Source organism: Kitasatospora sp. NPDC057542, from assembly GCF_042801945.1.
GTDB lineage: Bacteria > Actinomycetota > Actinomycetes > Streptomycetales > Streptomycetaceae > Kitasatospora.
On the sequence record NZ_JBHVFE010000241.1, the window covers coordinates 1 to 13,053 of the forward strand.

The 13,053-nt window shown below is 68.1% G+C and carries 3 protein-coding genes; 1 reads left to right on the forward strand and 2 read right to left on the reverse strand.

Features of this window, described 5'->3' with window-relative positions; genetic code table 11:
* Window positions 1-365 precede the first annotated feature (365 nt).
* Both ACFU7Y_RS26525 and ACFU7Y_RS26530 read right to left on the reverse strand, forming a co-directional pair.
* On the reverse strand, window positions 366-1,085 hold the full coding sequence (locus ACFU7Y_RS26525; protein ID WP_380769871.1) for a hypothetical protein: 720 nt from the start codon (window positions 1,083-1,085) through the stop codon (window positions 366-368).
* A gap of 11 nt (window positions 1,086-1,096) precedes the next feature.
* Window positions 1,097-8,335, reverse strand: a complete 7,239-nt coding sequence (locus ACFU7Y_RS26530) for an RHS repeat-associated core domain-containing protein (protein ID WP_380769874.1) — start codon at window positions 8,333-8,335, stop codon at window positions 1,097-1,099.
* A gap of 379 nt (window positions 8,336-8,714) precedes the next feature.
* On the opposite strand from ACFU7Y_RS26530, the gene ACFU7Y_RS26535 reads away from it, so the two are divergent.
* On the forward strand, window positions 8,715-13,037 hold the full coding sequence (locus tag ACFU7Y_RS26535) for a ricin-type beta-trefoil lectin domain protein (protein WP_380769872.1): 4,323 nt from the start codon (window positions 8,715-8,717) through the stop codon (window positions 13,035-13,037).
* The last annotated feature ends 16 nt before the right edge of the window (window positions 13,038-13,053 follow it).

Consider the following 13,053-nt stretch of genomic DNA (forward strand, 5'->3'; position numbering starts at 1 on the left):
AAGCGGGGTGGGCATCTAGCTTCGAGCTCCACAGACAGCTGGTGCTTGCCGGTTCGGCAGCCTCCTTGGCTACCGCCTTGAGATCTGTTCCTCCTGCGTCGGAGGCTGATTCTTTACTGCTTTGTCTTCTGTGGCTTTAGCTGCCGCCTTTCAGCTACTCGGAGGGCGGCTGTCTTGGCGGTAGCAACGGCGAATCCTGCACCGGCACCACCATCCCCTCTGCTCCCTCACGGTCCAGGTAAGCGGCCACTCGCGACTCCTGTGCTCTCTTGGCAACGCCCGATTCAAGACTCCCCAGTCCTGAATCGGGCGTAACGGCCCGACCGTGCCGCGCGACACGACGATGGCCAACGTTGGCCACTGGTTCAGATAGCCAGCAAATCAGAGACGGTACGCAGGTCTGCGGATGCCAGCGCGTTGACACTGCCTGGATTCCGAGGGCTCGACTCGGAGTCGCAGACAGTCAGGCCCTCGCTGGTGGTGTGCCACTGTGCAGGCTCCCACTGCAGGTTCTCGGCAGCGATGAGCTCGGCAACACTCTCGATATCCCCCACGCCGCCTACCGTTCGCAGCGCCGCCGACAGAATGGCGAGGCCAGCCCCGGTCGCAGCCTCAACATCCCCTAGCATCGGCGCCAACAACAGCAGCACCTTGGCCTGATCCATCGGATCGGCCGAGAGCTGCGCCACGGCAAGGAGTTCGCGCCAGGAGATCCCCGGCCCTTCATACTCGCCTTCCAGGGTGGCAATCCTGATGCAACCCTGATCGGCCCTGGGGACGACCAGATAGTCCACGCCCGGATCATCTTCGAGATTCCGATAGACCACGACGAGCTTCGCACCGTTGCGGATACTGACTTCGAATACGGGCCACGCGCTCGGCGTGGACAGAAGCTCCTGCATACCTCGCACTACGACTGGTTCTACACCCCAAGCTTCGGCGAGGAGGACGTCATCCTCGATCGACTGGCTCAGAAAGTAAGCCGCCCAGAACCCAGGCCGCTCCATGAGTTCAGAGCCATCGAACACAGCCTGTTCGATGCCGGAAGGCTCCCCCAGGCTTTCCCCATAACCCTTAATCGCCATTTCAGAACTTCCTAATATCGCCAGGTTCGCCAGAACATGCGGTGCGCGGTCTTGAAATCGTCACCACGGAAGACTGGGCCACCGAGCCGCATACCCCAACTTCGCACGAAGGGGAGGCAGGTCTTCATGCAGACGTTTCTCGAGGTGCCACCATACAGCACCTCCTCGTTGGCAGCGAGGCTCCGGAAAATGGTCTGCTCCGCATGCCCATGCCCCTTGATGAACTCTTCGCCAGCACCCGAGATAAACTTCGGCATATTCCTATTGCCGTTCACGGCGATCCGATTGATAATTTCGCCCGTCTCAATATTCCGCACACCAATCACTGCGACAGTGCCGCCGTTGTACCCGGTCGAGGCCGTCCACTGCTCCTTGAGCGACTGGGCCCGCGCTTGCGCATCAGCTGCTTCTTTCTCATATCCGCAGTTGTGTACGAGAACCGGGGAGGCGCCAGCCAGAACATAGTACGTGTGGAGCTGTTCGACGGTGAGGTTATGGGTGGTGACGGCGTAGGGGTAGTTACGGACGGACTGGACGGTGAGGGTGGTGCCGTCGGGCTGGCGGAGGTGTTCACCAGGGGTCAGTTCGCCGGCGTCGACCCACTGCTGACGGGTCTCGCTCCAGTAGGGGTGGTGATAGGTGGAAGTGATCTTCGCCTGGTCGTCGGCCGGCGGGCCGCGCGGGCTGGCGTCGTCGGTGAGGGTGAGGTCGGTGAAGTCCTTGTCGTCGGGGGTGGTGATGGTGGTGCTGACAGTCTCGGGACGGGTTTCCCCTGTCTGCGGGTCGGTCGCCATGACGACGTCACCATCATGCACATCGCCGATGGGCTTGGCGCTGCCGTCCGCCATCAGAACCAGGGTCGTGGCCGGGAAGCTGTTGCACGCCTCGACCTTCGGTGCGTCCGCCTCGGCCTTGGTTGCCGTCGGCTCCGTGCCGGGCGCATCTGGTGCGGCTTCCTTTGCTGCTTTTTCTTCCGCTGCCTTGGCTGCCGCTCTTTCGGCTGCTCGGGCTTCGGCTGCTGCGGTCTTGGCGGTGACGAGGGCTGCTTCGGCTTCCCGGGCCGCGCGTTCGCCAGATCTGATGGCGGTGTAGACCTTCTCGATCTCCTTGTAGATCTTGAGTGCCTGGATGCCGACCTTAATAGCCTTGAAGATCTTGCCCCAGGGCAGCACGTTGAGGGCGGTGTTGATGCAGCCCATCACGTCGCCCTTGGTGAAGCAGTCGCGGGCGTCGTTGAAGCCGATCAGATCGCCGATGATGTCGACGACCTTGTGTACGAGCTCGTCGCGCTTGCGCTTGTTCTCGTTGACCGCCTTGTTCGCGGTGTCCAGGTCGCCAGCCGCCTTCTGCGCTTCAGGCGTGGGCGTGTCGCGAAGGCCGAACGGGAGGTCGATCCGCTCCGTCCGGTTATTCTCGCACTCCGCCGCCGTGTCGCACCCGACCTTCAGGCCGTTGGCGTCGGACTTGTTGATGGGGCTGTTGTTGGCGTACGCGTAGGCGTTCCACTGTTGGGGGTCGCCGGCGTCCACGATCGGGTCGGGGCTGATGAAGCGGCCCGTCTTGGGGTCGTACTCGCGGGCGCCGAGGAGGGTGAAGCCGGTCGACTTCTCCTTGGTGCCGCCGACGAAGCCCTTGTCTCCGGCCCAGACGCCCCCAACAGGCTGGGTGCCCCGCTCGTTGCCGAAGGGGTCGGTGGGGCGGCGGACGTGGGCGAGGGTCCCCGAGTCGAACTGGACGCCGTTGGTGCCGTGCGGGTCCGCGCCCTGGTAGGCCAGCTTGGACGTTCCGTTGGTGGTGGTGCGGGTGATGGAGAGGCCGTTGGGCGCCGCGTAGCTGCGGACATTGGTGACGACCTTGGTGGTGGTGTCCAGAGTGATCTGGTCCGCGCCCAGGTTGAGCGTGGTCTTGCCGGGGTCGCGACGGATCAGCTGGTTACCCGAGATGTCGTACAGGTAGCTGGTCGCGCCGCTCTGGCTGGTGCCGGTGATCTGGTCGAGTTTGCCCTGGGCGTTCCAGGTCAGCGTCCTGGTGCCCGGGGTGTCGGTGATCGAGGTGGTGTTGCCCGCCGCGTCGTAGGTGTACGAGGTCACCGCAGTGCCGGCCGGGCCGGTCTCGGTGGACTTCATCAGCGCGTGCGGACCGCCCGTGCCGCCGCCCGTCTTCGGGTCGGAGGACGGGGTGTTGGGGCCGGTGCCGAAGGTCTGGGTGGTGGTGACGTCCTTGGTGGCGTCACCGGTGACGTCCTTCTGGACCAGCTTGGTGCGGTTGCCGATGAGGTCGTACTCGTACTGCTGCCAGTACGGGGCCGGGCCACCGACGCTCGGCTTGCCGCCGCTGACGGACGGGCCGTCGGTGTTGGTGCAGGCCCCGACGCCGGGAACGTTCGGCTGCGGCTTGGTGGTCTGGGTGCCGGTGTCGGTCCAGGCCTGGGTGAGCCTCCCGAGGTAGTCGTGGGTGAAGCACTGCAGGTCGGCGACCTGGCCGTCCTGAGCGTTGCGGGCCGAGGTGACCTGGCCCAGGGGGTTGTAGGTGTAGTCGACCGAGTCGATGTGAGCGGTCTCGGCGGTCTGCTTGTCCACGATCGAGCGCGTCACCCGGCCGGTGGCGTCGTCGATCAGCATGGTGGCGACCACCTGCGCACCGGCTCGGCCCACGGTGGTGCGGTACGGCCGGCCGTACGGGTCGTACCGGACATCGGCCACAAAGGTGTTCTTGGCGGAACCGATGATGCTGGTGAGTCCTCCGAACTGACCGACGACGTCCGTGGCGAACGTCAGCTTCTCCCGGCCCATGCCGGCCACGTCCGGCATCAACGTGCTGGTCAGTCGACCGGCCTCGTCATACGTGTTGTCGGTCTGGTAGACGCCGGCGAGTTCCTTCTCCACTGCCGGGATGGTGGTCTTGGCACCGAGTTCGCGGTACCCGATGTCGTAGCCGGTGATCTCCGACGTGTAGGCGGCACCGGCCGCGTAGCGGGTCGAGGAGGTGGGCTTGCCCTTGGCCAGGGTGTCGTAGGTCCAGGCGGCGACCTGCTTGGTCGAGTCGACCGCCGTGCCCTCGTAGGCCGCGACGGTACGGCCGAGCAGGTCGGTGACGCTGGTGGCGCTCTTGCTACGGGAGTCCGTGACGGTGACGAGGTTCTTGCTGTCGTCGTACGCCGTCGTCCCGGTGCCCGAGTCCGGGTCGGTGGACTTCACCGGCCGGCCCAGCAGGTCGTACTCGTACGTCCACTGGTTGCCGGCCGCGTCCTTGCGCCAGGCCTCCTTGCCCTCCGCCGTGTAGCCGTAGGTGGTCTCGTCGTACGCACCGGTCGGGGTGTTGGCCTTGTACTGGCGCAGCGCAATCGTCTTGCCGCGGGCGTCCGACACGGTCGCGGTGGCGTAGCCGCCGGCCGGCGGGGTGGTGCGGACCTCGTCGGCGCCGAGGTAGTCGGTGTGGGTCCGCCACTGCTCGACACCGTACGACTGGAAGATCGAGTCGGTGACCCGGCCCATGCCGTCGTACTTCTGGACGCTCTGGGACGGGATCTTGCCGTCCGGCTCGACTCCGCCGTTGGGCAGGAAGAGCTGACCGCTGGGCTGCGCCTGGTCGTTGTAGTAGACGGCGCTGGTCTTGATCTGCCAGCCGTGCGAGTCGAACAGCGCGTCGGTGATCATGCGGCCGGTGGCCCCCGAGGGGGTGCTGGCCTGGGTCTGGCGGATCCGGCCGAGGCCGTCGTAGATGGTGAAGCTGGAGGTGTAGGTCTCCAGGTCTCCCATCAGCGCCTGGCTGAGGACCTGTGAGGGTGCTTTGCTGCCGTTGACTGAGTAGGAGAACTTGCGGTTGGGGCGGTCCGGATATGTCGCGCGCTCGTTGCCGGGGCTCCAGCCGGCCACGGCGCGGCCGAGGGAGTCGAACTCCTGTTCGCTGATCCGGCCGTTCTCGTCCGTGATCTTGAGCGCCGAGCTGCGGCCCACGTCAAGGGTGCTGACGGTCTGCCAACCCAGCGGGTTGGTGTGGGTCACCTGGGTGGGCAGTTGGCCGGTGGCCGGCGAGTAGGCGGTCTTGGTTTCGGCGCCGGTCGGGTGGGCAGCGTCGGTGCGGGTCGGGTCGACGGTGCTGATGACCCGGCCGTAGTCGTCGAAGCTCGCCCGGGCGGTGGCCCGGTAGACCGGCTCGCCCGCCGCGTCGTAGCGCTCCAGGACCTCGGTCGAGGTCTGCTCGGACTTCGCTCCGGCCTGGCCGAGCGCCAGGTTGTCGAAGTAGGTCCGGGTGTCGGCGACCGTGTTGTCCTTGGTCGCGGTCTGGCCGCAGGCCCCCTTGAGGACGAGAGTGCGCGAGGCCAGCTGCGTCGGCGCGCCGCCGGGGCCGGTGGCGTACTCGAAGGAGGTGCAGAGCAGCTGCTCGGGGTGGGTAACGTCGCCGTTGTCGTAGACCGTCAGCGGCCGGGCGAACGATGTCGAGTCGTACGTGGTGGAGCGCTCGCGGGTGCGCCAGCTGCCGTTGGCCAGCTTCTCGCGGTTGGTCACCTTCAGGACGTTGACAGCCCGGGCGGTGATCGCGGGCATGCCGCCGGACTGGTTGCGGGTGGCCGTGATCGGACCGACCCACGGCGCGGAGACCACGGTGGACAGCAGTTCACCGTTCTCGCCGTTGTAGGTGGCGGAGTCGCGGATGAATCCGGCCAGGACGTTCTCGTCCTTGATGGTGCCGCCGTGCGCGTCCGTCACGGACACCTGCCGGGCCGTCCCGTTGGCGAGGACGTCGCCGTCCATGCCGCGCAGGAAGGTCGCGACCGACTTGGTGCGCGGCGCCTCGACATCGCTGCCGCTGCCGCTGCGGGTGGTGACCGTCGCGTACCCGCGGAACTGGTCCCAGGTGCGGGACTTGGAGTCGGCCATCTCGGAGTCGTTTCGGTGCCAGGCCGCGCCACCGCCGTACTCGTAGTCGGTGACGAGCGCCGGCTGACCGCCGGCAACCGAGTCCTCCTGGGTCACCGACTTCACGATGATCTTGTTGAACCAGTCGTTGACCGGGTCCGGCGCGGTCTGCCCGGGCAGGTACCACTTGACCGGCATGCAGGCCATCGTGTTGCTGTCCTCGGACGCCGGCATCTTCCCGCCGGCCTCGCGCGAACACTCGGCGGGCCGGTAGACGACGTTGATCAGCCCGCCGGTCTCGGTGGTGATCTTCTGGATGCGCGGACGCTTGTACGGCTCGACCGAGGCCGAGGTGCCGTCCGGCTGGACGATCTGGCCCGCGACCCGGTTGGCGATCTGCAGCGGTTGGAAGTACACCGCCGGCAGGGTGATCGGCGTGCGGTTGTTGCTGCCGGTGCGCTGGACCGAGTCCAGCCAGAGCGACGGCGAGGTGCCGTCACCCGGGTCCTGGAAGGACTGGTTGAGGGCGAAGGAGTCGACCGGGCGGTACTTGGTGCCGTCCCAGACCTCGGTGTCGATCTTCGTCAGGCGCTTGGTGGACCAGAAGGTCGGCGAGTAGACGGTGCAGTCACCGGTCGCGTCGCAGTTCTGGTCGACCGGGGTGTCCGGCCAGCGTTTGGCGTTGGCCTTGGTCCGCAGGGACGGGTCGCAGGTGAAGTCCTTGTCCGGCAGGCAGCGCTCGGCGGTGCGGAACCACACCTGGGCGGCCGGGTTGGCCTTGCCCTTGGCGGCGATCTGGTCGGGCAGGCGCTGGCCGTAGCCGACCCAGGTCGGATAGCTCGCCCGCTGGTACTGCGTCCGGGTGCCGTTGCCGTTGTTCTGGCCGCCGCCCCGGGCGTAGTAGTTCTGCTCCTGGTCGTACCGGTAGCTGATCAGGTTCTGGTGCGGGTCCACGACGTAGTCCAGAGACCACTGCCAACCCATCTGGTTCCAGGAGTTGGTGGCCGGCGAGCCGGTCTTCAGGCACGGGTCCTGGCCGCCGGGCCAGTAGATCGGCACGGTGGAAACCGAGTTGCTGGCCTGGTCGGTGCCGTCGCCACCGGGCAGGTGGTTGGCGCCGAAGTAGTACTGGGTGCCCTCGGTGGTGGTGATCCGCCAGGCCTCGCCGTTCCAGGCGCCGTTGTTCTGGCCGGTCAGCCGCTCGACCTTGGTGCCGTCCTCGCCCTGGAGGTGCCACTCGCAGGACTTGTCGTCCTTGACCAGCTGGCCCGCGTGGCCCGCGAGCGAGAGCTGGAGCAGGTCGCCGCCCCAGCACTGGTCGCCCGACTTGTCGATGCCGGCGTCCTTGCAGCCCTTGTAGGCGCGGACGATGGAGCCCGGGTGCCACTCCCAGCCCTCGCCGATCCAGGACGGCTGGGCGTTGGTGGACGCGGTCTTGCCGTCCACCGAGGAGGAGTCGTAGCCGAGCGAGACGTCGGGGGCGGGGCCGGCCAGCGCGGAGGGCAGCTCGACGGTGTAGCCGTAGGTGAAGTTGCCCGCGTTGGCACCGGCCTGCCAGGAGGCGGACGGGGTGATCGGCGAGGCGGTGAAGTCACCGCCGCCGCCCTTGGCATCCGCCTCGACGGCGAGCGCCACCGTGGGGGAAGCCGTGGCCGGGCTCCCGAAGGCCCCGGCGGCAAGGGACTTGGCGACGGCACCCTGGTTCGACTGGGGAACGTCGACCTCGGCCACCAGACGGCCGGTGGACCCGTCCCGGTGCGACGGCACCGGGGTGCGCGTGCCGCAGCCGGCGGCCCCCGGAGTCGTCAGCGCGCAGCCGGGCAGCTGGACGATCCGGGCCCGCGACGCCCAGTTGGCACCGGCGTTCTTCGCCCAGGCCTGGATGTCGATCCCGACCTGGACCCGGCCGGCCCCGGCACCCTCGCCGGTGTCGGTGACGCCCAGCAGGGCGCCGTTCACACCCGCAGCGTTGGTCCGGGCCTGGTCGGCCAGTTCGATCTGGAGCGCCGGGGACTGGAGCGCCGAGGAGGCGTCCTTGGCGGCCGGCGCCGAGAGGGCGGCCGGCTTCGCACCGGGCGCCGGAGCGATCCAGACCGGCAGTGACCCGGCCTGGACGGGCACGCTGGTCGGCGTCGCGTCAGCCGCCATCGGCGCCATCGCGGCACCGGCACCGGCACCGCCGAGGACGGCGGTGGCGCTGCCGGAAGGCGTACTGGAATCGGCCGGCGGCGACCACTTCTTGCCCGGGTCCGGCGTGTGGCCGGCGGGCTTGCCGTCAGCGCCCTTCACCGGCTGGGCGTCCGGAACCGGCGTATTCGGTGGCACCCACACCTCGGGAGGGGACGCCGCTTGGGCGACCGCCTCGACCGAAGGGAGCGTCACCACGGACATGGTGACGGCCAAAGCCGCCACCACGGCCACCCGCAAACTTCGCGGGCGGGTGAACAAGCGGACAGGACGAGACAACTGATCCCCCCACACTTTGCCGGAAATTGAATCGCGTCGACCGCATCGCTGCAGGCCTCCGGCACCCTAGGGGCACACGACCTATCGAAGGTGGGAAAGATGTAAAAGCGAAATGTGTGATCAACATCACTCGCAGAGCAATGTGTCATCACCCTGACAAGTCGGACAGCTTGTCGACAAAACGCTTTGACAGCGAAGCAAACGTGAAGGCAGCGTGCGCCTGATTCCTGATCACATCACCACTGACGACAGGGCCTTCATGTCGACATCACATCCTCCGTCTCCATCCGGCTCCGGACGGCCTGTGAGATCCCGGACATTCCGCACAGGCCTCCTGCCGCTCGCCTGCACGGCAGTCCTCTCCCTCGGCGCAGGGCTGCTGGCGGCGCCCGGTATCGCGGTGGCGGCTCCCGCCGACCGCAACCACGGTCCCGCCGACGCCTCCTGGCCGACGCCTCCGGCCAAGGGGCAGTCCGACTCCCGCTCGGCACAGACCGAGGCCATCCGCGCCGCCCAGGCGAAGGCGAAGAGCACCGGAAAGCCTGTCGTGGTCGACTCCATGACCACAGGCGGCAGCCAGACCACGGCCAATGCGGACGGCACGGTGACCACCGACTCCTCCCCTGTGGTGGAGCGGGTCAAGAACGCCGACGGCACCTGGCGCGCCGTGGACGCGACGCTGCGGACCAACCCCGACGGCACGGTTGTTCCCACCGCCGTGCCCTCCGGCCTCACCTTCTCCGGTGGCGGCAGCGGACCGCTGGCCACCATGGCGACAGCCGACGGCAAGAAGCTGTCGATCAAGGCGCCGTTCACCCTGCCGAAGCCCGAACTCGCCGGCAACAGCGCGCTCTACCGCTCCGTCCTGCCCGACGTCGACCTGGAGCTGAGCGCCACCCCCGCCGGTGGCTGGCGCCAGGTCCTGATCGTGCGCACCGCACAGGCGGCCGCCGATCCGAAGATCAAGAAGCTGCACCTCGACACGACCGCCGACGGACTGACCGTCAAGGCGGACGCCAACGGGAACCTGTCGGCCGAGGACGCTTCCGGCAAGGCCCGCTTCACCGCGCCGACGCCGGTCATGTGGGACTCCTCCACGGCCCCGGCCGCGCAACCCACGGTCGCGGCCAAGTCCGCCGCGGTGCCCGCTGCGGACGGTGCCGCGGCCGCGGCCGGGTCCGACAGCAAGGCTCCCGGCCCCGGTGCCCGGACCGCACCGGTCGCCACCACCGTCAGCGGCGGCGGCATCGACCTGGTGCCGGACGGCTCGGTCCTCGGGCAGGGAACCGGCCCCTGGTTCATCGACCCGGGCTGGAACCCCAGCGTCGACAACGGCACCCAGGCCTGGGCCCAGGTGCAGTCGGCCTACCCCGACACCCCGGAGTACAACGGCACGCAGTACGGCCAGGACACCCCGGCGGCCGGCTACTGCGGCTACATCGACACGAACAACCGCTGTGAGAAGGAAGGCAAGGAGCGCGCCTACTTCCAGGTGGGCCTGAACTCGGCGTTCTGGGACTCGACCGTCCTCACCGCCAAGCTCTACGCCACCGTCGCCCAGTCGTCCAGCCCCTCGACCCCCACCCCGATGGGCCTCTACTCGACCGGGTCGGCCAACAGCAACCCGATCAACCAGTGGACGCGTTGGAACGCCCAGCCCTGTCCCCAGCCGTCGAACTGCGCCAAGGTCGGCACGAACTGGATCAAGGGCGGCGGCGGCAAGGAGTTCGACGTCTACAGCCAGATGGTGCAGGCCGCCCGCGAACACTGGGACGGCTGGACCTTCATGTTCGCCCCCGACGACGAGGGCAACAAGTACTACCACCAGCGGTTCGCCAACAACCCACACGTCGTCGTGACCTACGACTTCACGCCCCACATCGGCGACCCCGCGACCAGCCCGCCGCCGGGCTTCGCGCGTGACGCGGCGTACAGCCAGTGCCAGACCCCCGGCACCATCAACTCCTGGGACAACCCGGGCTGGGTCGGGATCAACACCGACATCAACCTGAGCGTGGACACCTGGTCACCGACCGGCGAGCAGCTCTGGACCGCGTTCAAGATCTGGGACGACGACGACAACGGTTCCTCGAAGCTCTACGAGACCGGTTGGGCGGCGAGTTCGGGCCGCAAGAACGCGAGCGTCGGGTCGCTGATCGACGGCCACCAGTACGGCTGGTTCGCCTCCACCACCGACGGCACGCTCACCAGCGACAACAGCCCGATGTGCTTCCTGCGCGTCGACCGCACCCCTCCGACCGCCCGCATCACCTCGACGGACTTCCCCGAGTCGGGCACCCTGGGCGGGCACCCCAAGCGCGTCGGTGAGGAGGGCGTCTTCACCCTGACCGGCACCGACCCGGCCCCGGCCACCGGCGGCCGCTCCTCCGGCCTTGCCTGCGCCCGCTGGACCACCGACCCGATCCAGGCCGCGGCCACCGGCTGGAACTGCAACGACGGCGGCAACGTCGTCAAGATGAACGGCGACGGCAGCTTCCAGCTGAAGTACACCGCCAACCACTGGGGGACGAACTTCCTCTACCTGCAGACCCAGGACAACGCCGGCAACATGTCCCAGCCGGTCGCGTACACCTTCTTCGTGCCCAGCAACCCCGCCGCCGGCGACCCGATCATGGGCGACATCGACGGCGACCGGAAGGCCGACGTCCTGCTGCCGGACGGCACCGGCTCACTGCGCCTGGTCGGTGCCAACACCGACCCGTACACCGCTCCGAGCGCCGTTCCGGCCTCGGTGCCTGGAGCGCCCGGCAAAAACGACTGGAGCACCATCCAGATCACCCACCGAGGCTCGTTCAGCGCTCGGAACGTCGACGACCTGGTCGCGCACGTGCCCGGGGCCGCCAAGCTCTACCTGTACACCAACGACAACACGACCGGGCATCTCGACGGTCAGTCGGCATCCGGACTGAACAAGAGCCGCACGTGCGTTCTGCCCGACAACACGCCGATCAACAACTGCGCGACGTACGGCAACGGTAGCGACTGGTCTGCGGTGACCCAGATTGCGGCGTTCGGGTCACCCACCGGTGACACCCCGAGCGACCCCGGGACCAGCATGGCCGGCCTGCCGTCCTCATCGTTGCTCTTCGTCGAACACGGTCGGCTGTGGCTCAACCTCCAGGACAACAACAAGTTCCTCGACGGGCCCGCCATCCTCCTGTCCGAAAGTCAGACCTGGGATGACTACGAGCTGATCACCCCCGGGCCGACCAAGGGAACGAACATCCCGACCGCGTGGGCCCGTTCGAAGGTCGACGGCACCATCCACGCATACCAGTTGACTCCGGCTCCCGGGAACACCTTCGACGCTTCTGCCTTCGCCGACCCCGCCACGGGCAGGTTTGCCAACGGCGTCGACCCCAAGCTGTACCCGAAGGTCGGCTCCAACGGCGACATCACCGGTGACGGCATCCCGGACCTCTGGGCCGTGGACACCAACAACCAGCTGGTCGCCTGGGCCGGCCTCGGCACCAAGGCGCCCGACGCCAACAGCGGCCCGACGGTGACCGGCCTGGAGAAGACCCCGGTCGCACTCGGCAACCTCAACCGCCCCGCCGGCAACTGGCTGGCCGCGCCCGACGGCACCAACACCGTCCGGGACGGCCAGAAGCGCGCCGACGGGTGGGCCACGAACGTCGGTTGGGTCGCGGACACCGTGGACGGCCGGTCGGCCACCGTGGGTGCCTTCACCCCCGGCGCCGGCTCGAACATCACCATGACGGGGCCGGTGGTCGACACCCGCAAGAGCTTCACCGTCTCCACCTGGGCCAAGTCCGGCCCGGGCGGTGGTGTGTTTGCCAGCCAGGAGACCGGGCACAGCAGCAACTTCCTGCTCTACACCGACGGCCCGGGTATGAACTGGCACTTCGCCCTGGCGAACGCGGACGACGACACCTGGTCGTACGACTACACCGACACGCAGAACGCCGCCGCCCAGACCTGGCTCGGTGTCTGGACCCGGCTGACCGCTTCCTACAACGCCGACACCGGAGCGATGTCGCTCTACGTCGACGGCGTCCTGGCCGGCACCAAGGTCCACCGCGCCGGCACCAGCCCGTCGTCCTCGGGTCCGTTCACGCTGGGCCGGTACAAGTACCAGTCCAAGCCGTCCACGAGCTTCGACGGAAGCATCAGCAGCACCGCCGTCTACCCGTTCGCGGTGGCTCCGACCGCGCCGGGCGCGACCAGCGTCGTCCGCTCGGGCGTCGACTCGAACATGTGCGTCGACGACATCAACGCGGGCACCGCCAACGGCAACCCGATCATGCTGGCGAGCTGCAACGGCACCGAGGCGCAGCAGCTCGCGTTCGGAAACGACGGCACCGTCCGGGTCAAGGGCGGGTGCATCGCCACGGTGAACGCCGGCACGGCCGACGGCACGCAGCTGGAGTACCGCACCTGCGACGGCACCGCGGCGCAGAAGTGGATCCCGCTCGCGAACGGCGCGCTGTACCACCCGGCCTCCGGCCGCTGCCTCGACCTTCCGTTCGGGCAGGCGACCAGCGGCGCCCGGCTCCAACTGTGGGGCTGCAAGTACGAGGCGAACCAGCAGTGGAACATCCCGACCCTGCGGACGGCCGTGCTGCCCGCTCCGCCGCGCTCCTGACCTCCGGGTTCTGAGC

Bases quoted from the DNA above. Each gene is read 5' to 3' on its own strand.
- ACFU7Y_RS26525 (WP_380769871.1), bottom strand. From the start codon at position 1,085: ATGGCGATTAAGGGTTATGGGGAAAGCCTGGGGGAGCCTTCCGGCATC.
- ACFU7Y_RS26530 (WP_380769874.1), bottom strand. From the start codon at position 8,335: ATGTCCGTGGTGACGCTCCCTTCGGTCGAGGCGGTCGCCCAAGCGGCG.